21 protein-coding genes and 1 riboswitch are annotated in these 20,140 nt (G+C 72.1%); of the genes, 8 read left to right on the top strand and 13 right to left on the bottom strand.

Annotated elements, in window-relative coordinates; translation table 11 throughout:
- Nucleotides 1-142 precede the first annotated feature (142 nt).
- On the top strand, nt 143-1,147 hold the full coding sequence (locus OUQ99_RS03245; RefSeq protein WP_267947935.1) for a R2-like ligand-binding oxidase: 1,005 nt from the start codon (nt 143-145) through the stop codon (nt 1,145-1,147).
- Between the two features lie 46 nt (nt 1,148-1,193).
- Here the strand turns inward: OUQ99_RS03245 and OUQ99_RS03240 are convergent, their stop codons facing one another.
- The 5 genes from OUQ99_RS03240 to OUQ99_RS03220 all read right to left on the bottom strand — a co-directional run bounded on the left by OUQ99_RS03240 (nt 1,194) and on the right by OUQ99_RS03220 (nt 3,395).
- Nucleotides 1,194-1,373, bottom strand: coding sequence for a BldC family transcriptional regulator (locus OUQ99_RS03240; protein WP_267947934.1), 180 nt, complete (start codon nt 1,371-1,373; stop codon nt 1,194-1,196).
- Complete coding sequence (locus OUQ99_RS03235; RefSeq protein ID WP_267947933.1) at nt 1,370-2,527, bottom strand: methyltransferase domain-containing protein; 1,158 nt, start codon at nt 2,525-2,527, stop codon at nt 1,370-1,372. The genes OUQ99_RS03240 and OUQ99_RS03235 overlap by 4 nt, the downstream gene beginning before the upstream one ends.
- A gap of 95 nt (nt 2,528-2,622) precedes the next feature.
- Nucleotides 2,623-2,763 carry a hypothetical protein gene (locus OUQ99_RS03230; RefSeq protein ID WP_267947932.1) on the bottom strand — a complete coding sequence of 47 codons (141 nt, stop codon included), beginning with the start codon at nt 2,761-2,763 and terminating at the stop codon, nt 2,623-2,625.
- Nucleotides 2,764-2,826: 63 nt separating this feature from the next.
- Entirely contained in the window at nt 2,827-3,195 is a 369-nt protein-coding gene (locus tag OUQ99_RS03225) for a hypothetical protein (RefSeq protein WP_267947931.1), read from the bottom strand.
- Complete coding sequence (locus OUQ99_RS03220) at nt 3,192-3,395, bottom strand: hypothetical protein (RefSeq protein WP_267947930.1); 204 nt, start codon at nt 3,393-3,395, stop codon at nt 3,192-3,194. The genes OUQ99_RS03225 and OUQ99_RS03220 overlap by 4 nt, the downstream gene beginning before the upstream one ends.
- A 192-nt stretch (nt 3,396-3,587) precedes the next feature.
- Here OUQ99_RS03220 and OUQ99_RS03215 point away from each other — a divergent pair, with 192 nt between their 5' ends.
- The 3 genes from OUQ99_RS03215 to OUQ99_RS03205 all read left to right on the top strand — a co-directional run bounded on the left by OUQ99_RS03215 (nt 3,588) and on the right by OUQ99_RS03205 (nt 5,168).
- Nucleotides 3,588-4,439: a helix-turn-helix domain-containing protein gene (locus tag OUQ99_RS03215; RefSeq protein ID WP_267947929.1), complete on the top strand. Its 852-nt coding sequence runs from the start codon at nt 3,588-3,590 to the stop codon at nt 4,437-4,439.
- Between the two features lie 33 nt (nt 4,440-4,472).
- Nucleotides 4,473-4,640: a DUF397 domain-containing protein gene (locus OUQ99_RS03210; RefSeq protein WP_267950229.1), complete on the top strand. Its 168-nt coding sequence runs from the start codon at nt 4,473-4,475 to the stop codon at nt 4,638-4,640.
- A gap of 243 nt (nt 4,641-4,883) precedes the next feature.
- Entirely contained in the window at nt 4,884-5,168 is a 285-nt protein-coding gene (locus OUQ99_RS03205; RefSeq protein ID WP_267947928.1) for a DUF397 domain-containing protein, read from the top strand.
- Between the two features lie 48 nt (nt 5,169-5,216).
- Here the strand turns inward: OUQ99_RS03205 and OUQ99_RS03200 are convergent, their stop codons facing one another.
- Nucleotides 5,217-6,296: a zeta toxin family protein gene (locus OUQ99_RS03200; RefSeq protein ID WP_267947927.1), complete on the bottom strand. Its 1,080-nt coding sequence runs from the start codon at nt 6,294-6,296 to the stop codon at nt 5,217-5,219.
- A 120-nt stretch (nt 6,297-6,416) separates the two neighbouring features.
- On the opposite strand from OUQ99_RS03200, the gene OUQ99_RS03195 reads away from it, so the two are divergent.
- From OUQ99_RS03195 to OUQ99_RS03185, 3 genes are all read left to right on the top strand, one after another.
- Nucleotides 6,417-6,848 carry an NUDIX hydrolase gene (locus OUQ99_RS03195; RefSeq protein WP_267947926.1) on the top strand — a complete coding sequence of 144 codons (432 nt, stop codon included), beginning with the start codon at nt 6,417-6,419 and terminating at the stop codon, nt 6,846-6,848.
- A 117-nt stretch (nt 6,849-6,965) separates the two neighbouring features.
- Nucleotides 6,966-8,714 (top strand): ABC transporter ATP-binding protein, encoded by a 1,749-nt coding sequence (locus tag OUQ99_RS03190; RefSeq protein WP_267947925.1) that lies wholly within the window; start codon nt 6,966-6,968, stop codon nt 8,712-8,714.
- On the top strand, nt 8,711-10,525 hold the full coding sequence (locus OUQ99_RS03185; protein WP_431061477.1) for an ABC transporter ATP-binding protein: 1,815 nt from the start codon (nt 8,711-8,713) through the stop codon (nt 10,523-10,525). Before OUQ99_RS03190 ends, OUQ99_RS03185 begins: the two co-directional genes overlap by 4 nt.
- Nucleotides 10,526-10,543: 18 nt before the next feature.
- Here OUQ99_RS03185 and OUQ99_RS03180 read toward each other — a convergent pair whose 3' ends face one another.
- From OUQ99_RS03180 to thrC, 7 genes are all read right to left on the bottom strand, one after another.
- Nucleotides 10,544-11,158 (bottom strand): Uma2 family endonuclease, encoded by a 615-nt coding sequence (locus OUQ99_RS03180; protein ID WP_267947924.1) that lies wholly within the window; start codon nt 11,156-11,158, stop codon nt 10,544-10,546.
- Between the two features lie 225 nt (nt 11,159-11,383).
- Nucleotides 11,384-13,015: a chaperonin GroEL gene (gene groL, locus OUQ99_RS03175; RefSeq protein WP_267947923.1), complete on the bottom strand. Its 1,632-nt coding sequence runs from the start codon at nt 13,013-13,015 to the stop codon at nt 11,384-11,386.
- Nucleotides 13,016-13,425: 410 nt separating this feature from the next.
- A complete protein-coding gene (locus OUQ99_RS03170) occupies nt 13,426-14,223 on the bottom strand; it encodes an ABC transporter permease (RefSeq protein WP_267947922.1) in 798 nt (265 codons plus the stop codon).
- Complete coding sequence (locus OUQ99_RS03165) at nt 14,220-15,191, bottom strand: ATP-binding cassette domain-containing protein (RefSeq protein WP_267947921.1); 972 nt, start codon at nt 15,189-15,191, stop codon at nt 14,220-14,222. The genes OUQ99_RS03170 and OUQ99_RS03165 overlap by 4 nt, the downstream gene beginning before the upstream one ends.
- Nucleotides 15,192-15,601: 410 nt before the next feature.
- Nucleotides 15,602-16,201: a PadR family transcriptional regulator gene (locus OUQ99_RS03160; protein ID WP_267947920.1), complete on the bottom strand. Its 600-nt coding sequence runs from the start codon at nt 16,199-16,201 to the stop codon at nt 15,602-15,604.
- Nucleotides 16,202-16,452: 251 nt separating this feature from the next.
- Nucleotides 16,453-16,731, bottom strand: coding sequence for a ubiquitin-like small modifier protein 1 (locus tag OUQ99_RS03155; RefSeq protein ID WP_267947919.1), 279 nt, complete (start codon nt 16,729-16,731; stop codon nt 16,453-16,455).
- 80 nt (nt 16,732-16,811) lie between these two features.
- Entirely contained in the window at nt 16,812-18,071 is a 1,260-nt protein-coding gene (gene thrC / locus OUQ99_RS03150) for a threonine synthase (RefSeq protein ID WP_267947918.1), read from the bottom strand.
- Between the two features lie 13 nt (nt 18,072-18,084).
- A riboswitch (SAM riboswitch) is annotated at nt 18,085-18,226 on the bottom strand.
- Between the two features lie 304 nt (nt 18,227-18,530).
- Here thrC and OUQ99_RS03145 point away from each other — a divergent pair.
- The gene (locus tag OUQ99_RS03145; protein ID WP_267947917.1) at nt 18,531-19,967 is read left to right on the top strand and encodes an alpha,alpha-trehalose-phosphate synthase (UDP-forming); all 1,437 of its coding nucleotides are present in this window, start codon (nt 18,531-18,533) and stop codon (nt 19,965-19,967) included.
- Nucleotides 19,968-20,140: the final 173 nt, after the last annotated feature.

The raw sequence follows: 20,140 nt of genomic DNA, 5'->3' as shown, positions 1-20,140 counted from the left end.
GCGGCGTGCCGTACGGGAAGGCGAGGTGCCCTTCCGACCGAACCGAATTCGGTTATCGCCGCACGGATGCCGCTCAGCCCCTTTACACGGGAGCCTTCCGTGTCCAATCATGAGGGCAGTCCACCCCCCAGGAGGTCCTCCCGTGCCCGACGAGCCCGCCCCCGCCACCGGAACGCCGACCCCCGCCCCCTCCGGACACCGGACGGGGTTCCACACCCTCCGGAACGGCGGCCTGAACTGGGACTCCCTGCCCCTTCGGCTGTTCGCCAAGGGCAACGCCCGCTTCTGGAACCCGGCGGACATCGACCTCTCCCGGGACGCGGAGGACTGGCAGGGGCTCGGCGGTGAGGCCCGCGAGCGCATCCTCAGGCTGTGCGCGTTCTTCGTGGCGGGCGAGGAGGCCGTGACCGAGGACCTCCAGCCGTTCCTGCGCGCGATGGCGGCGGAGGGCCGGCTCGGCGACGAGATGTACCTGACCCAGTTCGCCTTCGAGGAGGCCAAGCACGTGCAGGCGTTCCGGCTGTGGCTGGACGCCCTCGGGGTGCACGAGGACCTGCACGGGTACGTGGACGACAACCCCGGCTACCGGGCGCTGTTCTACGAGGAACTGCCCGGTTCGCTGGAGGCGCTCCTGGAGGACCCCGGCCCGCGCAACCAGGTGCGGGCGTCGGTGACCTACAACCACGTCATCGAGGGCTCGCTCGCGCTCACGGGCTACTACGCCTGGAACCACGTGTGCACCGTCCGGAACCTGTTCCCGGGGATGCGGGAGATCGTGCGGCGGATCGGGGACGACGAGCGCCGCCACATGGCGTGGGGCACCTTCACGTGCCGCAGGCACGTCGCGGCCGACGACACCAACTGGGACGCGGTGCGGGAGCGGCTGGACGAGCTGCTGCCGCACGTGATGTCCACGGTGGAGCGGGGCGAGGAGTTCCCGGGGACTCCGGGGTCCCGGCGCTACGAGCTGCCGCCGGGCGAGCTGCTGAGGTACGCCGGCGACCGGGCGCTGCGGCGGCTCGGCGCGATCGAGTCCGCGCGCGGGGTGCCGCTGTCGCGGATCGACGTGGACGCCGCCCCGGAGGAGCTGGAGGAGAGGTTCGGCGAGGAGGACCGGCAGGCCATGGCCGGGCTGACCGGCGGGTAGGGACGCGGCGGCGTGCCCGGCCCCGGTAGGGGCCGGGCACGGGGGTTCACCGGTATCCGAGCAGTCGCCTGACCTCGCTCTCGCGGTAGCGCCGGTGGCCGCCCAGGGTCTTGACCGAGGTAAGGCGTCCGGTCCTGGCCCACTTGGCGACGGTCTTGGGGTCCACCCGGAACAGCCGCGCCACCTCGGCGGGGGTGAGCAGTTCCTCGAACTCGGTCGCGGTCACCGGGGCTCCCCGGGGCGGTGTGCGGTCCACAGGACGGCCTCCGGCTCGCGCAGCCACACGGACCGGCTCCCCCTCGCGTCGTCCACCGTCAGTCCGAACTCCGCGACGCCCGGCTCCCCCTGCTCGCGCCACCGGGTGAGCGCCTCCTCGAACTCGTCCACCAGGCGCCGGGGCCCTCCGCCCTGTTCCACCCGCCCGTCCGGGTGCAGCCGCGCCCACGCCCCGCAGCGGGTGGACACCACCCACATGAACAGGTCGGACGCGCCCGGCTCCCGGCCCATGCCGTGCGCCCAGTCGGGCACGAGCAGCGCCAGGAGGAGGCCGCCCTCGCCGTCGAGGAGGTAGCGGGGGTCCCCCTCCGCCCGGGTGGTGCGGTCGGGGACCGCGTCCGGGATCCGTCCACCGGGCCTGGTCTGGCCGCGCGCCCACATGAACGCGAGGCTCCCCTCGAAGCGGCCCTCGGCCGGAAGCCCCCCGCCGCGCTTCTCCAGGACCGCGAGCGCGCCGGACGGCGCGCCCGGGGTGGGCGCCCACGGGGTGACGAGCAGACCGCGCGGGTGGAGCTGGGCGAGCCAGCCGGACGGGACGTCCGCCACCTGGCACGTGGCGACGACCCGGTGGAACGCCGGAGCGCCGGACAGGCGGGCGTGCTCCGCGTCGGCGTGCACGGCCTCCGGCGCGTACCCGGCGGCGTGCAGCGCCGACCGGGCCGAGGCGGAGACGGCCGGGTCGATCTCCATCGTGGCCACGCGCTCGTCCCCGACCAGTTCGCACAGCAGCGCGGCGTTGAACCCTGTCCCCGTACCGATCTCCAGGACCGAGTGGGCGGGTTCGATCCGGGCGGCGGCGAGCATGCGCGCCATGATCGTCGGCGCGGAACTGGAGGAGGTGGGCAGGCCCATGCCGCCCTCCCGGCCCCCGTCGCGCTGGGTGGTGAGCGCCTGGTCGGTGTAGGCCGCGCGGAGCCAGGCGTCGGGGTCCTCTGCGCGGTCGTAGCGGGTGCGGTCCTCGCCCCACACCACGTCGGGCAGGAACTCGTGCCGGGGCACCCGGAGGAACAGCGACGCGATGTGCTCCGGGGCGCCGCCCGCGCGGAGCCGGTCGGCCAGGGACCGGGCGAGGGGGAGGTGGTCCCTATCAGGAGTGTTCCTCATCAGCGCACCTTCCCCGTGCCGCTGCAAATCGTCGCTGTGGTCGTACCTGTGATGGTCATTGTGGCTGTGGTCATGCTGACCTGCTCTCTGGTCGGTCACCCTCGGGTGACGGTGACGCTGTCGCCGCAGTGGCGGCACCGCATGGTCCGGATGTCGGGGTACCGCGGATCGGCCGGGTCCGCGATGTAGTCGTGCTGGCCGCTGGTGGTCTTCTCGCACCTGGTCCTGCCGTCCACGCCGTGCTCCTCGGGGGAGGTGTGGAGGGCGCGCCCCGGCCCCCGGTCGGGGCGCGCCCGGTCTCAGAGGAGGGGGACGGCGCGGATCGCCGCCGCCCACACCGCGCGAAGGCCCCTGGCCGGGACGCAAAGGTCACCGGACGGGTCGGGGTCGCCGGATCGGGCTGCGGGAACGCGGACGGCTGCCCCTGCGGCCCCCGGAGACGCGTCGGCGGGAAGGGTCTCCAGTGGAGACTGCCAGGTCAGCGGGTGCGGATGGGGGTCCGGTCCGGGGACGGTCACCACCCGGGTCACGGGTCCCCGGCGGGCCGCGTAGACCGCATGGCCCTGGAGGTCGGGGCCCAGGTAGGTGACGGCCGCCCCGTGGGCGGTGGCCCACGCGGTGAGCGCCGCCATGGTCGGAAGCTCGCGAAGGTCGCACACCCGGGTCATGCCAGGACCTCCAGTCGGCGGAGGCCGTCGAGCACCGCACCGAGGACGTCCAACGCCGGAACGGCGACGGGAACGCGGAAGGCGGACGGCTCGGGGACGTAGTGCCTGACGCGGGCCGCGCGCCGGGGCCGACGGGCCCTCATCGCCTCGGACGCGAGGTGGCGGACGGCGACGAGCGCCGAGGGGTTCAGGTAGCGCACAGGGCAGCCTCCTGGGTCTGCGGCTGGTCAGGCCGCGTGAGTTCTGGTGCACCCATAGTGACGCCCCGCATCCAAATTTTCAATACAAAGCTTTGGATTGATGAGATGCTGCCTTCAAAAGTTTCGCGAAAGGGGTGATCTACCATCGGGACAGACCGACGAACCCGCAGGAAGAGCCGAGGAGCGCGCGCTGTGACGGATCGCTACAGCCCCACGATCAGGCGCCGCCGTCTCTCAGCCGAATTGAGACGTTTGCGCGAGGCCTCCCGCCTCACTGCCGAGCAGGTGGGAGACAAGCTCGGCTGGTCGCGCGGGAGGCTCACTAACATGGAGCTGAACAAGTGGAAGCGGCCAGACCCGGTGATCATCCGGGCTCTTGCCACCCTCTACCAGGCACCACCAGACGTCACCGAGGGGCTGGTCCTGCTCGCCCGGCAGTCCCGCGAAAAGGGCTGGTGGACCCGCTACGGCGATGTATTCACCGATGCCTACGTGGGGTTCGAGGCAGAGGCGTCCGCTGTGAGCACGTATCAGACCATGGTGATACCGGGTCTACTTCAGACCCAGGAGTATGCTGCGGCATCGACACGGAGCGGCCGCTCTCGGTCGCCGGAGATCATCGATCGCGTCGTCCAGGCTCGACTCGTTCGCCAAGAGATTCTCGACCAGGATGAGCCGCCGAAGGTGTGGTGTGTGCTGGATGAGAGTGTTCTGCTGCGCCCGGCTGGCGACAGACAGGTTATGCGCGACCAGATCGCCAAGCTCATGCACCTCATCGAGACAGCGGACCACATCAAAATCCAGCTGCTCCCGCTTGAAGTGGGACTGCACCCTGGAATCGCGGGAAGCTTCACCATCCTGGACTTCACGAATCCGCTGGACCCCTCCATCGCCTATATCGAGACACGTACCGACGGCCTCTACCTCGAGGATGATGACGAGGTCCAGGTGTATCGGGGTGCCTGGGACGAAATCCGGGTGATGGCCCTTCACCCAGATGCGAGCGCTGACCGTATGGGTCAGATCATCAAGAAGTACGAGTAGGAAGCCAACGTGTACCAGAACCAGAACGACCAGATGACCTTCCGCAAGTCGTCCTACAGCGCAACCGCGAACGAGTGCGTGGAGATCGCTGACCTACCCGACGGCGCCGCTGTCCGGGACACCCAGAATCGTGGACTCGGGCACATCGCTTTCGGCGGCCAGGAGTGGCAGGCCTTCCTGAGCACTTTGCTCCAGAAGTAGCTGTAGACGACGAGAGGCCCCGGTGACCAAACCGGGGCCTCTTCGTGTACCAGAACGCTGCAACTCTACCCCCCATGCTCCGAAGCTCGGTAGGACTCGAAGTGGGTCACCACTGAGCCTCACACCAACGAAGCCAACCCAGCTATCCAGCCAGAGCCCACTCCCCCGCGACGGGCCCCAGCTCGCCGGTCCCTGACCGCATCTGGCCACCGACACCACCACGTCAGCGGGTACATCCCGGAGATGAGCGAACTCCCGCCCCTCAGGTCCGGTTCCAACGAAGCCACCCCGCAGAAGCTCGTGGACGTTGCCTTCCACAAGTCCAGCTACAGCGACCGCAACAACTGCGTAGAGGTCGCCTTCCGTAAGAGCAGCTACTCCGGTGCCCGCGACCAGAACTGCGTCGAGGTCGCAGACGTGCACGGCGCGAGCCTGGTCCGCGACACCCAGAACAGGGAACTCGGCCATCTCTCCTTCCCGTCCTCCGAATGGCGGGCGCTGCTCGGCACCGCCCGGCGCGAGGAGTAGCCGCACGCGCGCAAGCCCTCCCTCGGCCGGGCGAGGGCTTGCGCGCGTTCACCCCTCTGCGTCGCGCCAGAGGTCGCGCCGGCCGCGCTCGGCCTCCAGGGCGATGCGTCCGAAGGGCTCGGTGCGCCAGTCGCCGTCCCTCAGATGGTTCGCGTAGAGCACGTCGCCGTCCCGGGAGAGCACGTAGAGGGAGTCCGCGAGCCGGTGGGTCTCCAGGAACTCCACCGTGTTGGGCACGCCCAGGTAGAAGCGGTCGTGGTGCGCCTCCGACATGACCCGGCCGAAACCCTGGTGGGCGCGGGCCCGCGCGAGACGGTCGGCGAGCGCGAAGCGGCTGTTGGAGGAGTGGGTGGCCACGAACGCCACCTCGACCCGGTACCCGGCCTCGCGGAACCCCTCCACCCAGGAGGCCGCCCAGTCGGCGCGGCCGAGGGGGTGGCTGCACACGACGTCCGACCGCCCCGACCGCACGTGCTCCAGGGCGAGCCCGTGCAGACCGGCGACCTGGCGTGCGAGGGAGTCCGAGGCAACCGCGTCGTCGGCGGCCATCGCCCACTCGTAGTCGGGCGCGAGCCTCAGCAGGTCGTCGCCGTCGTAGCTGACGGTGCCCTCCGGCAGAGCGGGCAGGAGCAGGCGTTGCAGGGTGGACTTGCCCGCCCCCGGCTGGCCGCCGAGGAGCAGCAGCCGAGGGTGCTCCCGCGCGCCACCCGTGAGGCGGTCGCGCAGGGCCAGGTCGAACAGCGCGCCCAGGTCCGCGTCGTCCATGACGCGTCCGGGGTCCCGGGGCGTGGCCCCGTCGGGGACCGGCACGGGCTCGGCGCGCAGCGCGGCGAGCACGGCGGGCAGTTCCGCGTTGACGGCGTCGATTTCGTCCGGGGAGAGGAACGGCAGGCGCGCCTCCTCCGCCAGGAGCGCGGCCGCCCGCTCCCTGAGTTCGGGCCGGGTGTCCGCGCGGCTCAGGCAGGCCCCGACGGCCGCGCTGTACAGGTTGTACGCCTGTTCGCGGGCCTCCCTGTGGGCGTCGGACTGCGGAGGGATCCCGCCGCCTGCGGCGATCTCCGCGAGGAGGGGCCCGGCGATCGCTCCTGCGGTCCCCGCCGGGGCCGTTCCCCGGGTCCGCGTCTCCATGCCGTCCGTCCTTCCCGGGCCCCGGGGCCCGCTGCCGTCCGCCGCTGACTGGATGCTAGTGCGTCAGGTCACCCCCGGGGCACGGGTTCGGCGGTTCCCTCCCCGTCCTACAGTGGGCCCATGACCTCGACTCCGCCGGCGCAGCCCGGCACCCCCGCCGTGATCGACGCCCTGGCCTGGGTGCATGTGAAGGACGGACGCCTGCTGTGCGTCCGTACCGAGGGCGTCGACCGGTTCTACCTCCCGGGCGGCAAGCGCGAGCCCGGCGAGAGCGACGAGGAGGCCGTGGCGCGCGAGACCGACGAGGAGGTCGGCGTGGTGCTCCGCCCCGGAACCTTCCGCCTCGTCACCGTCATCGACGAACTGGCCTACGACAAGGCGCCGGGGACGCGGGTGCGGCTTTCCTGCTACTCCGCCGAGCACGACGGCGAGCCGACCGCCGACAACGAGATCGCGGAACTGGCGTGGATCGGCTTCGCCGAGCGCGAGCGGTGCGCCCCGGCGGTGCGCCGCCTGGTGGAGCTGCTGCACGCGGAGGGCTCCGTCAGGTGACCCCGGCGGGCGCGGGCGCCCGGCGATGACACCCCTCCCGAACAGGCACGATACCCCTGGCCCGTCCCGGAAAAATGAGTGGACCCGCCCCGGTTCTCTGGTTACAGTCCGAGAACTGTGCGCGTACTTCCTCAGCCTCCGGGCATTCCCGACCACCGTTCGGCCAACCGCTTCCTGCTGTGGCTCGCCCGATCGGAGTGGCGCCCGCTCGCGTGGGCGGGGGGCGTGGACAGCGCCTACAGGCTCTGCGGCGTCCTCATGTCCGCGGCGGTCGGCGCCACCCTGGACTCCGGCGTGGTGGAGGGCGACCCGCGGTCGCTGCTCCTCTGGTTCGGCGTCCTCACCGGCCTGACCCTGCTGAGCACGGCACTGGTGCCGGTCGGCGTCCGGGCGATGGCGTTCAACTGGTACTCGTCCGCGTACCGCACCGTGCAGGTCGTCATCGCGCGGTCGGTCGCCCTGGGCCCCACCCTCACCCGGCGGCTCCCGTCCGGCGAGGTGGTCGCGGTCGGCACGGACGACATCGACCGGGTGGGCGACTTCTACGAGGACTCCGCGCTCGTCCCCGCGTCGGTGGTGACGATCGGCGCGGTGAGCGTCCTCATGCTGTCGTCGCACGTCACGTTCGGCCTGATCGTGCTCGTCGCGGTGCCGGTCATGGTAGTCGGCATGGTGCCGCTGCTGCGCCCGTTCTCCCGGCGCCAGGAGCACCACCGCACCAGGCAGGCCGAGCTGACCACGCGGGCCACCGACCTGGTCTCCGGGCTGCGGGTCCTGCGGGGCGTGGGCGGGGAGCGCACCGTCGGCGACCGCTACCGCGAGGAGTCCCAGCGCGTGCGCGCCGCCGGCGTGCGGGTGGGGTGGATGGACGCCGCCCTCCAGGCCGTCCGCGAGCTGTATCCGGGACTGCTGCTGGTGGGCATCGTCTGGTACGGCGCCCGCCTGGCCCTGGCCGGGGACATCACCGTGGGCCAGCTCGTCGCGTTCTACGGATACACGGGCAACCTGGCCGTGGCGATCCGGTACCTGATGCACGCCTCCTCCCTGTTCATCTCCGCCCGGGTGGCGGCGGACCACGTGGTCCGCGTGCTCTCCCTGGAGCACGACCACCCCGACCCCGAGCACCCCGCCGATCCCCCGGCCGCCCCGTGCGACCTGCGCGACCCCGCCAGCGGGGTCGTGGTGGCCGCCGGGCGCACCACCGGCGTGGTGTGCTCCGACGCGGCCGGGGCGACCGCCCTGGCCGAGCGCCTGGGCCGGTACCGCGAGGACGAGGGGGACGGTGCGGACACCCTGCTCGTCGAAACGGCGACCGGCCGCGAGGTGCGCCTGCGCGACCTGCCGCTGCGCGACGTGCGCCGCCGCGTGCTGGTCGCGTCCAACAGCGCCCACCTGTTCTCCGGAAGGCTCCGCGAGGAGCTGTCCCCGGACGAGGGGCTGTCCGACGACCGCCTCGCGGCGGTGGTCCGGGCCGCGTACGCCGACGACGTCGTACGGCAGTCCCCGGCGGGGTTCGACGCGCTCCTCACCGAGCGCGGGCGCGAGTACTCCGGCGGCCAGCAGCAGCGGCTCCGGCTGGCGAGGGCGTTCGGCCTGGACCCCGAGATCCTGGTCCTGGTCGAACCCGCCTCCGCCGTGGACGCCCACTCCGAGGCGGCCATCGGCGCACGGCTGGCCGCCGAGCGGAAGGGGCGCACCACCGCCCTGATCACCACCAGCCCCCTCCTGCTCGACCACACCGACCACGTGCTGTTCGTGGACGGCGGGCGCGTCGTAGCCGAGGGCTCCCACCGGGACCTGCTCGCGAGCGCCCCCGGCTACGCCGACACCGTCCTGCGCACCGTCTCCACGAGTGGGAAGCCATGACCCGGACCACCGAACACGTCCTCCCCCGTACCGACGACCCCGAGCTCCCGATGCCGGCGGAGACCGCCGCCCTGCCCGTGGCGCCCGTGTCCATGGTCTGGACACGCCTGCGCCGGGCCGGTCGCGACCACGGCGGGCGGCTGCTCGCCGTCGTGGCCCTGTACGGGATGGCGGCGCTGGCCGCGCTCGTCGCCCCGTGGGTGCTCGGCATGGTCATCGACGCGGTCCGCGGCGGGGCCGACCCCGGCCGGATCGACCTGCTGGCCGTGGTGATCGTCGTCGGCCTGCTGTTCCACGCCGGGTTCACGCTCGTGTCGGTGGCGCAGTCGATCCGCTTCGGGGAGGGGGTGCTGGCCGAGCTGCGCGAGGAGTTCGTGCGCGCGGTCCTGCGCCTGCCGCTCGGAACGGTGGAGAGGGCCGGGACCGGCGACCTGGTGGCCAGGTCGGGCCGCGACATCGGGCACCTGAGCCACACCGTGCGCCACTCGGTGCCGGTGATGGCGGTGAGCACGGTGACGGTGGCCGTCATCGTCACCGCGATCGGCCTGCTGCACCCCGCGCTGCTCCTGGCCTGGGCGCCGACCCTGCTGATCATCTGGGTGTCCACCCGCTGGTACGCCCGCCGCGCCCCCGACGGCTACATCCGGGAGCTGGCGACCTACTCCGACCTGACGCAGAGCGTCACGGACACCGTCGAGGGGGCACACACCCTGGAGGCGCTGGGACGCCAGCTCCGCCAGACCGCGCGGGCCGACGCCAAGATCCGCCGCGCCTACCGGGCAGAGCGGTACACGCTGTGGCTGCGGTGCGTGTGGTACCCGCCGCTGGAGTTCGCCTACCTGTTCGCGACCGCGTGCACGTTCCTGGTCGCGGGGTACCTGCACGCGAACGGCATGCTGACCGTCGGCCAGATCGCCACGGCCGTGTTCCTGTCCGTGCAGATGACCCGGCCAGTGGAACAGCTGGTGGACCAGGTGGACAGCCTGATGATGGGCTTCACGAGCCTGCGCCGCCTGCTGGGCGTGCGGCTCGCCGAGGAGCGGCCGGGGGTCTCCGAGGCGGACGCGGACCACGTGCCCGGAACGGTGGAGGTGCGCGGCGCGCGGTTCGGCTACACCGACACCGAGGTCCTGCACGGGGTGGACCTGGTCCTGCGCCCCGGCGAGCGCCTGGCGGTGGTCGGGCCGAGCGGCGCGGGCAAGTCGACCCTCGGCAAGCTGATCGCGGGCGTGCACGCGCCGACCTCCGGGAGCGTGCGCGTCGGCGGGGTGGACATGGCGGGGCTGTCACCGGAGCTGCGGCGCGAGCGGGCGATCCTGCTGAGCCAGGAGAGCCACGTGTTCCGCGGCACCGTGGCCGAGAACCTGGCGCTGGCCCTGGACGCCGCCGAGGTGGACCGGGACCGGCTGTGGGAGGCCCTGGCCGCCGTGGACGCCGACGCCTGGGTCCGGTCGCTGCCGGACGGGCTGGACACGCGGGTGGGGTCGGGCGACCTCACGTTGGACCCGGCCCACGTGCAGCAGCTCGCGCTGGCCCGGGTGGTGCTGGCCGACCCGGAGGTGCTGGTGCTGGACGAGGCGACGTCGCTGATGGACCCGGGTTCGGCCCGCCACCTGGAGAGGTCCCTGGCCGGTGTGCTGTCCGGGCGGACGGTGGTGGCGATCGCGCACCGGCTCCACACGGCGCACGACGCCGACCGGATCGCCGTGGTGGAGGACGGCCGCGTCAGCGAGCTGGGCAGCCACGACGAGCTGCTGGCCCGCGGGGGCTCGTACGCCGACCTGTGGCGCGCCTGGCACGGGGCCGTCTGAGCGCTTCAGGCGTCGCCCTCAGGACGGCCACTGGTCGGGACGGGGGAACCTGGAGGTGTCGATCTCCAGGCCGAAGGGCTCCGGCAGGCCGATCTTCTCGCCGAACTCCACGGTCGTGGCGTGGTTGTACCGGCCGTTGCCGGGCTGCTCGTAGAGGGTGACCGACGGGCCCATGTCGTCCCAGGCGTCGATCAGCAGGTAGAGCGGGACCGGGGCGTGGGCGTAGCCCCACAGCTTCTTCCTGCGGTCGACGTCCATGCTGCTCCTGGACACGATCTCGACCACCAGTTCGGCCTCCTCCGCCGGGCAGGGGCTCACGGACGGATCGAGGACGACGGACTCGGGCATGACCACCAGGTCCGGCACGTACAACCGCTCGACGACCGGAAGCTGGATGCCGAGGGTCTGGTACACATCCCAGTCGTCCGGGATGACATTGCCGAGAGCACGGTTCACCCGGACCGCGATGTAGTTGTGTGGGTCGGAAGGGGGGGCCACGAGCACGACTCCGTTGTCATCGATGATCTCGGCCCGCCAGCCGTCGGGCACATCCAGCTCTCGCCAGGTGCGCAGCACGTAGTCCCATCGCGACAACCCCACCGCCGGGGCGGCTTCCGTCATGGCCAGACTCATCTCGCTCGCACCTCCGGACAGGAAGCGTAACGCTCCGTACCCCCGTCCGCCCGATACTTCGCAGAATAGCCACGGCCCCCTCCGAAGGACAGTCCCCGTGCCCGGCACCCCTCGAGCCGGAGGCACCGGCACCGGCCCCGGGAACGGCGAAACCGGGCGGCCCCGAAGGGCCGCCCGGTCGTCGCGGGCGAGGTCGCGTACCGGACCCCAGAACTCCAGGAGGTCCTAGAAGTCCATGCCTCCCATGCCACCGGTCGGGTCGCCGGCGGGAGCCGACGCCTTCTCCGGCTTCTCGGCGATGACGGCCTCGGTGGTCAGGAACAGACCGGCGATGGAGGCCGCGTTCTGCAGGGCGGAGCGGGTGACCTTGGTCGGGTCGATGACGCCGTCCTTGAACAGGTCGGTGTACTCACCGGTGGCGGCGTTGAGGCCGAAACCGGGCTCCAGGTTGCGGACCTTCTCCGCCACGACGCCGCCCTCGAGGCCGGCGTTGATGGCGATCTGCTTCAGCGGCTCCGCGATGGCGCGACGCACGATGTCGGCGCCGATCGCCTCGTCGCCCTCGAGGTCGAGCTTGGCGAACGCCGGGACGCTGGCCTGCAGCAGCGCGACGCCACCGCCGGGCAGGATGCCCTCCTCGACCGCGGCCTTGGCGTTGCGGACGGCGTCCTCGATGCGGTGCTTGCGCTCCTTGAGCTCCACCTCGGTCGCGGCGCCGGCCTTGATGACGGCCACGCCGCCGGCCAGGCGGGCGAGACGCTCCTGGAGCTTCTCGCGGTCGTAGTCGGAGTCGGTGCGCTCGATCTCGTTGCGGATCTCGTTCACGCGACCGGCGATCGCGGTGGCGTCACCGGCGCCGTCCACGATGGTGGTCTCGTCCTTGGTGACGACGACCTTGCGGGCACGGCCGAGCATGTCGAGCTCGGTGTTCTCCAGCTTGAGGCCGACCTCCTCGGTGATGACCTGGCCGCCGGTCAGCACGGCGATGTCGCCGAGCTGGGCCTTGCGGCGGTCACCGAAGCCCGGAGCCTTGACGGCGACGGACTTGAAGGTGCCGCGGATCTTGTTGACGATCAGCGTCTGGAGGGCGCCGCCCTCCAGGTCCTCGGCGATGACGACGAGCGGACGACCGGCCTGGAGGACCTTCTCGACGACCGGCAGGAACTCGTTGTTGTTCGAGATCTTGGAGTTGACGATGAGGATGTAGGGGTCCTCGAGGACCGTCTCCATGCGCTCGAGGTCGGTGGCGAAGTAGGGCGAGATGTAGCCCTTGTCGAAGCGCATGCCCTCGGCGAGCTCCAGCTCGAGCCCGAAGGTCTGCCCCTCCTCGACGGTGATGACGCCTTCCTTGCCGACCTTGTCCATCGCCTCGGCGATGGTCTCGCCGATCTGGGTGTCGCCGGCGGAGATCGAGGCGGTGGAGGCGATCTGCTCCTTGGTCTCGATGTCCTTGGAGAGGTTGCCGAGCTCCTCGTTGATGCGAGAGACGGCGGCCTCGATGCCGCGCTTGAGGCTGATCGGGTTGGCGCCGGCGGCGACGTTGCGCAGCCCCTCGCGGACGAGGGCCTGGGCGAGCACGGTGGCGGTGGTGGTGCCGTCACCCGCGACGTCGTCGGTCTTCTTGGCGACCTCCTTGACCAGCTCGGCCCCGATCTTCTCCCAGGGGTCCTCGAGCTCGATCTCCTTGGCGATGGAGACACCGTCGTTGGTGATCGTGGGGGCGCCCCACTTCTTCTCCAGAACGACGTTGCGGCCCTTCGGGCCGAGCGTGACCTTGACGGCGTCCGCGAGCTGGTTCATGCCGCGCTCGAGGCCGCGACGGGCCTCCTCGTCGAACGCGATCAGTTTGGCTGCCATTGGATTCTTGTCCTCCCGTGACCGGGCTGATACGCGATGGGACGAGGCATGCGCCCGCGACGGACGACCGGAGCGCTCCGACAACCCTGCTGTCGGGAGCCACGGTCTCGCAGCCTCGATCCGGTTAGCACTCAAGGAAGGCGAGTGCTAACCAGGTCCCTTTTTAGCACTCGACCATGGAGAGTGCAAACGATGTGGTCACGATTTCCCCTCCCCTCCTACCAGCATCTACCTGCACATACACCCCGTGATGAGCGGTTTTCCGCGCTCAGCGGACAGGCTCCGGCACCCTCCGTGCCTGCGCGAACGGCCCGCTCCGGCCCGGGGCCCGGTGCAGGCCCCGGGCCGGAGCGGAGGTCCGGAACGGGCACGGGCCGAAGCGGAGCGGAGGCCCGGAACAAGCACGGCCCTCAGGAGCTGAGCCTGCGCATCGCCCGCGAGCCGAACGCCAGCGCGACGACCGCCAGCGCGACCGCGACGGCCCAGCCGATCCCGACCGACAGGCCCCAGTCGCCCGCGAACAGGGCCCGTTCGGCGTCCACCACGTACGCCACCGGGTTGAGCCGGGACAGGCCGTAGAGCCACGACGGGGCCAGCTCCATCGGCAGCAGCACGCCGGACAGCAGCATCAGCGGCATGAGCACCGTCTGGAGCACCGGAGCGAACACGTAGGTCTGCTTCACCGCCATGGCCGTCAGGTACGACAGGGTGGACAGGCCGATCCCCAGGACGGCGAGCAGGAGCAGGCCGACCACCGCGCCCGCCACGGAGATCCGCAGTCCGAAGGGGATCACCAGCACGATGATGAGCACCATCTGCGCCATCATCTGCGTCACGTCCCGCAGCACCCGGCCGAGCAGCAGCGACACCCGGCTCGCCGGGGTGGCCAGCATCCGCTCGTGCGCGCCGGAGGCCATCTCCGGAAGCAGCCCGAACCCGGCGAACCCCGTGGTGAACAGGGCGACCATGACCAGCAGGCCGGGCACGAACCACTGCCAGGGGTTCTCGCCCTCGGCCCCCGCGAGCCCGGTGAGCAGGGGCGCGAACAGCACCAGGTACAGGATCGGCTGGAGCATCCCGAAGCCCAGGAGCAGGGGCCGGTGCAGCAGCGGGCGCATCTGGCGGACGAACACGGTCCAGGTGTCGCGCGCGACGCCCGACCCGCGCGCCGGGGCCGCCCCGGTCCTCGGCTGTTCACTCACGGTCATGCCTCCTCCTCGCGCAGGCTGCGCCCGGTCAGGGTCAGGAACACGTCGTCCAGGGTCGGCCGCTGCACCCGCACGGAGAGCAGCGCGACCCCGGCCGCGTCGAGGGTGCGCAGCAGTTCGGGCAGGACGCCGTCCCCGCGCTCCACGCGGAAGCGCACCTCCGGGTCCCGGCCCACGGCGGCGACCACCTCGGCGGGCCCGGCGGAGGGCACCCGCTCGGCGATCCCGGCGCCCGTGCGCGCGTCCTCCTCGCTTCCCACGGAGAAGGTGACCAGGTCCCCGGACACCTTGCCCTTGAGCTCGTCGGCGGTGCCGTCGGCGATGACGCGTCCGTGGTCGATGACCAGGACCCGTTCGGCCATGTCGTCGGCCTCGTCGAGGTAGTGCGTGGTGAGCACGACCGTGGTGCCGAGCCGTTCGCGCAGCCGGGCCACGTGCTCCCACAGGTTGGCGCGGCTGTGCGGGTCGAGGCCGGTGGAGGGCTCGTCCAGGAACAGCAGGCCGGGCTCGTGGACGAGCCCCATGGCGATGTCGAGCCTGCGGCGCTGGCCGCCGGAGAGCTTGCCCGCCTCCCGGTCGGAGGCGCCTCCCAGGTCCAGCAGGTCGAGCAGCTCGTCGGCGCGGCGGCGCGCGGTGCGGCGGTCGAGCCCGTACAGGAGTCCCTGCGTGCGCAGCTCCTCCCCGACCCGCTGGTCGCCGCCGGCGCCGTTCCCCTGGCCGACGAACCCGATCCGGCGGCGGACCTCGGCGGGCTCGGTGCGGATGTCGCGCCCGGCGACCGTGGCGGTCCCCGAGGTGGGCTCCAGCAGTGTGGTGAGCATGCGCAGCGTGGTGGACTTCCCGGCCCCGTTGGGCCCGAGGAGCGCGACGAGTTCGCCCTCCTCGACGTCGATGTCGACGCCGCGCACGGCCTCGACGACGTCCTTGCCGACCCGGAACGTCCGGGCCAGCTCGTGCGTGTGGATCATCCCGCCTCCTTATTCAAACTTGAATGCGGCGACGAGTCTGCCCCATCCCCGACAGATGTTCAAACTTGAATATTAAAATCGGCGACCGTCCCTGCTCAGGCGCGCGGGGCGGTGACGGGACCGGGGATACGGGGCTCGGAGGCGGGTTCCGCCGGGCCGGACACGGAGAGCACGAGGAGGGGCGCCCGGGAAGCGAGGGCCGGAACCAGTCCCCCGGCCACGCCCGGGAAGGGTGAGGGGCGTCCGTGTCGCCGGAAGCGCGGCGTGCGGGGGAAGCGCGGGGCGGAGTCGTGTCACGGGGCGGCCGTGCGCGAAGGGGCCGAGGATCCGGGACCGGGCACGGTCGCCACAGGAACGGCGTGCGAGCGGGTCGGCGGCCGGACGGGCGCCGTGGGCCTTGCGGCCGGAGGTCAGGCGTCGTCGCGTACCGGCGGCAATCCGAAGGCGCGGGGGCTGTCGTCGGCCATCGTGTACTTCCCGGCCTCCAGCGAGGCGATCAGCCGACGGGTCCACTCGGCGCCGGCGTCCGTGGTGAGCCGCCACAGCGTGAACAGCTCGCGCACGTGCGGGGGCTTCCCCCACTCGGCGTCCGTGGCCCGGACCGCGTCGCCCAGCCCCGGGGACGCCTCCTCCAGTGCGGCGAGCCGCTCCTTGAGCAGCCCGACCGCCTCCGCGCGCGGCAGCGAGGTCATCAGGGTGATCCCGGCGCACAGCAGGCCGTGGTCGTCGCCGGTGTGGCGCAGGGCCTCGCCCATCAGCCGGCGGAGTTCGGCCTCCCCCTCGTCGGTGAGCGCGTAGGAGGTGCGGCCCACCTCCTCGTCGCCGGGGGCGGTGAACTCCCGCAGCCTGCCCTCGGAGGTGAGCTTGTTCAGCGCGTGGTAGATGGACCCCCACTTGACGTTGGCCCACTCCTTGGCGCCCCAGGACATGAGTTCGCGGCCCACCCGGTACCCGTGGGTCCCCCCGTGGATCCGCACCGCGCCCAGCACCAGCAGCCTCGTCGCCGACATCGCCGTCCTCACTCGTCTCCGCCGTCCCCAGGATACGAGCAGTGACGGGACCGCCCCTCCCGCACGGACGACCGGGCCGACCGGAGCGCGGGCGCGGGGCGCGAACGGACGCCCGCCGACCGCGACCGGCGGGCTCGGGGAGGGCCCGGAGACGCCGCGAGGGGGCGGCCCCGCCCCCGCGTTTCGCGGCGGGCCGGGCCGCCCCCTCGCGGGCGGTGGCGGGCGGCGCCGGGACGGCGCGCGGCGAGCGGTCAGCAGCCCCCGGCGACGGCCGGGATGATGGAGACCTTGGCGCCGTCGGCGATCTCGGTCTGGAGGCCCTTCTCGAAGCGCACGTCCTCGTCTCCGACGTACACGTTGACGAAGCGGCGCACCTTGCCGTTGTCGTCGAGGATGCGGGCGCGGATGCCCGGGTAGTTGGCCTCCAGGTCGTCCAGGAGCTCGGCGAGGGTGCTGCCCTTCGCCTCGACCTCGGAGGCGTCGTCGGTGTAGGTGCGCAGGATGGTGGGGACGCGGACGCTGGCGCTCATGGCGGTGTTCTTCCTTCTGCTGTGGGTCGGCGGGCCGTCGCACGGCCCCGCCGGGACGGACTGTGCTTGCGGAGCGGCGGTCAGACGAGGCCCGCGTCGGTGAACGCGCTCAGGGACGGCTTGATCGTGGCCGTCACGCCGGCGTCCACCGCGTTGAGGGTCTTGAGCCCGTCCCCGGTGTTGAGCACCACGGTCCGCGCCTTCGGGTCGAGCCTGCCCTCGCGCACCAGCTTGCGGAGCACGCCCGTGGTGACGCCGCCCGCCGTCTCGGCGAACACGCCCTCGGTGCGGGCGAGGAGCTTGATGGCGTCGACGATCTCGTCGTCGCCCACGTGCTCCACGGAGCCGCCGGTGCGCTGGGCGATGTCGAGCACGTACGGCCCGTCCGCCGGGTTGCCGATCGCCAGCGACTTGGCGATGGTGTCGGGCTTGACCGGCTGGATGACGTCGATGCCCTTCTCCCATGCCTGCGCGACCGGGGAGCAGCCCGTGGCCTGGGCGCCGAAGATCCGGTACGGGCGGTCCTCGACCAGGCCGAGCTCGACCAGTTCCCGGAAGCCCTTGTCGATCTTGGTGAGCTGGGAGCCGGAGGCGATCGGGACGACGATCTGCTCCGGCAGCTGCCAGCCGAGCTGCTCGGCGATCTCGTAGGCCAGCGTCTTGGAGCCCTCGCCGTAGTAGGGGCGCAGGTTGACGTTGACGAACCCCCAGCCCTCGCCGGCCGGGTCGCCGATCAGCTCGGAGCAGAAGCGGTTGACGTCGTCGTAGTTGCCGTCGATGGCGACGACCTTGCCCCCGTAGACGGCGGCCATGACGACCTTGGCCTCCTCCAGCCCCGCGGGGATGAACACGCAGGAGTCGAACCCGGCGCGCGCGGCGGCGGCGCCGACCGCGCCGGCCAGGTTGCCCGTGGAGGAGCAGGACAGGGTGGTGAAGCCGAAGGTGCGCGCCGCCTCGACCGCGATGGCGACCACGCGGTCCTTGAAGGAGTGCGTCGGGTTGCCGGAGTCGTCCTTGACGTACAGGGAGTCGATGCCCAGCTCGGCGGCGAGGCGGTCGGCCTTCACCAGCGGGGTCAGGCCGGGGGCCATGTTGGGCAGCTCGGCCACGTTGTCCGGGACCGGGAGGAGGGAGCGGTAGCGCCAGATGCTGTTGGGGCCGCTCTCGATGTCGGCGCGGGTGACGTCACCGAACTCGTAGGCCACCTCGAGGGGGCCGAAGCAGAACTCGCAGGCGAACTTGGGGGTGAGTTCGTAGCGCCGGCCGCATTCGCGACAGGAGAGCGCGGTTCCGGGGCCGAAGGCGCGGACGGAGGTGGGTTCGGCGGCAGTGATCGCCATGGCGAGGCGTCTCCCCTCATCTTCCCTGGCGGACACCTTGTCCCCAGGCCGGAGTTGGCACCTGCCCCAGCCGCCTCACGGGTTCGTGAGTAGTGCGTGCTGGGATGGTTGCCGGGGCTTCGCAGGGCCGGTCCCTCCACCCCTCTGGATGAGCAATATGAAGTTGTGGGCGGTCCTGTCGGATCCGCACGGTCACTGTAACGGACTCGTCGGCCGGTTTTCCACGGCTGGTGATCCGGGTAACACTAACCCGCTCACATGCTGAGACGTCGCCGGTCGGCGCGCCGGGGGCGCGCGTGGCCTGTTTCGGGAGCGTGACGCCCGGCACCGTCGGCCCCGGAGGGGTTTGGGGCGGCTGTCGACCGGCGAGACATAAGGTGCGATCCGCTTCCGCGCAGGCCGCGCCCGACCGCCCCGGCGGCGGCGACGGCCCATCCGCACCTTCGAGAGGACGACCACGTGGACAAGGCCCAGATCCTCATCGCCTCCAACCGGGGACCGGTGTCCTTCTCCACCGCCGACGACGGTTCCCTGGAACAGCGTCGGGGCGGGGGCGGACTCGTGTCCGGCATGATCTCCGTCGCCACGGAGATCGACAGCCTCTGGGTGTGCGCCGCCCTGTCCGACGCCGACAGGCGGGCGGCGGAGGAGGCGCCCGGGGCCAGGCTGGACCGCGCGCACGACCTCGGCGGCATGCGGGTCCACATGCTGGACATCCCCGAGCGGACCTTCCAGGGCGCCTACACCGGGGTCGCCAACTCGACCCTGTGGTTCGTGCAGCACATGCTGTACGACATCCCGAACAAGCCGTCGTTCGGCTCGGAGTTCCGACGGCAGTGGGACGACTACACCGCCTACAACAACGCGTTCGCCGAGGCCCTGGTCACCGGCGCCGCGGACGGCGCCCGCGTGGCCGTGCAGGACTACCACCTGGCGCTGGTGCCGCGCATCCTGCGCACCCGCCGTCCCGACCTGCGCATCGCGCACTTCTCGCACACGCCGTGGGCGCCGCCGGAGTACTTCCGGATGCTGCCCGGGCACGTCGCCCGCGAGCTGCTGGAGGGCATGCTCGGCGCGGACCGGATCGGTTTCCTGAGCCCCCGCTGGGCGGACGCGTTCCTGCGCTGCTGCGCGGAGATCCTGCGCGCGGAGGTGGACTTCGCCCGGCGCACCGTGGAGTACGGCGGCCGGCTGGTCGGGGTGGGCGTGCACGCGCTCGGCGCGGACGAGGAGGGGCTGCGCGCGAGCGCCGCCGAGCCGGCCGTGGCCGCGCGCCGCGAGACCCTGCGGGAGGCCGTCGGCGACACCCGGCTCATCGTGCGGGTGGACCGCACCGAGCTGTCCAAGAACATCGTGCGCGGGCTGGAGGCGTACCGGGAGCTGCTGACCTCCCACCCGGAGTGGCGGGGCCGGGTGACGCACCTGGCGTTCGCCTACCCGAGCCGCGGGGACGTGCCCGAGTACCGCGAGTACACCGACGCGGTGATGCGGACCGCCAAGGAGATCAACGAGGAGTTCGCGACCCCCGAGTGGACGCCGCTGGTGCTGGAGGTCAACGACGACTACCCGCGGTCGCTGGCGTCGTTCCAGATGGCCGACGTCCTGCTGGTCAACCCGACCCGGGACGGCATGAACCTGGTGGCCAAGGAGGGGCCGGTGCTGTCGGAGCGCGACGCGGTGCTGGTGCTCTCGCGCGAGGCCGGCGCCGCCGACGAGCTGGGGCGGCACGCCCTGCTGGTCAACCCCTACGACACGCTGGAGACCGCGGAGGCGCTGCACCGCGCCCTGTCGATGCCCGGGGACGAGCGTCGCAAGCGCCGTGAGGGGCTGGCGGAGGCCGCCGTGGCCCTGCCGCCGCGCCGGTGGTTCCAGGACCAGCTGCGGTCCCTGGACTGACGCGGCCAGGCCGTGCCACGGCCACCGCCCGCAGTCCCGTCGACAACGGCCTCGCTCAAGCTGCTCGACGTCCGTAGGGGCATCCGGGGGCGGTGGACGCGTCCAGCGGCCCCGGGCCGGACCGCGAGAGGCCCCCGGGTGCGGATTCCGGGGCGGACGGCGCGGGTCCTGGG

The organism is Streptomonospora nanhaiensis, assembly GCF_026642255.1.
Lineage (GTDB): Bacteria > Actinomycetota > Actinomycetes > Streptosporangiales > Streptosporangiaceae > Nocardiopsis > Nocardiopsis tropica.
Note: the sequence above shows the minus strand (reverse complement) of the source record. Positions and strands in the feature narration are given on the sequence as shown.

Coding starts and splice junctions, on each gene's coding strand:
- OUQ99_RS03235 (WP_267947933.1), bottom strand. CDS start 2,527: ATGAGGAACACTCCTGATAGGGACCACCTCCCCCTCGCCCGGTCCCTG.
- OUQ99_RS03225 (WP_267947931.1), bottom strand. CDS start 3,195: ATGACCCGGGTGTGCGACCTTCGCGAGCTTCCGACCATGGCGGCGCTC.
- OUQ99_RS03210 (WP_267950229.1), top strand. CDS start 4,473: ATGACCTTCCGCAAGTCGTCCTACAGCGCAACCGCGAACGAGTGCGTG.
- OUQ99_RS03205 (WP_267947928.1), top strand. CDS start 4,884: ATGAGCGAACTCCCGCCCCTCAGGTCCGGTTCCAACGAAGCCACCCCG.
- OUQ99_RS03200 (WP_267947927.1), bottom strand. CDS start 6,296: ATGGAGACGCGGACCCGGGGAACGGCCCCGGCGGGGACCGCAGGAGCG.
- OUQ99_RS03195 (WP_267947926.1), top strand. CDS start 6,417: ATGACCTCGACTCCGCCGGCGCAGCCCGGCACCCCCGCCGTGATCGAC.
- OUQ99_RS03185 (WP_431061477.1), top strand. CDS start 8,711: ATGACCCGGACCACCGAACACGTCCTCCCCCGTACCGACGACCCCGAG.
- OUQ99_RS03180 (WP_267947924.1), bottom strand. CDS start 11,158: ATGAGTCTGGCCATGACGGAAGCCGCCCCGGCGGTGGGGTTGTCGCGA.
- groL (WP_267947923.1), bottom strand. CDS start 13,015: ATGGCAGCCAAACTGATCGCGTTCGACGAGGAGGCCCGTCGCGGCCTC.
- OUQ99_RS03170 (WP_267947922.1), bottom strand. CDS start 14,223: ATGACCGTGAGTGAACAGCCGAGGACCGGGGCGGCCCCGGCGCGCGGG.
- OUQ99_RS03165 (WP_267947921.1), bottom strand. CDS start 15,191: ATGATCCACACGCACGAGCTGGCCCGGACGTTCCGGGTCGGCAAGGAC.
- OUQ99_RS03160 (WP_267947920.1), bottom strand. CDS start 16,201: ATGTCGGCGACGAGGCTGCTGGTGCTGGGCGCGGTGCGGATCCACGGG.
- OUQ99_RS03155 (WP_267947919.1), bottom strand. CDS start 16,731: ATGAGCGCCAGCGTCCGCGTCCCCACCATCCTGCGCACCTACACCGAC.
- thrC (WP_267947918.1), bottom strand. CDS start 18,071: ATGGCGATCACTGCCGCCGAACCCACCTCCGTCCGCGCCTTCGGCCCC.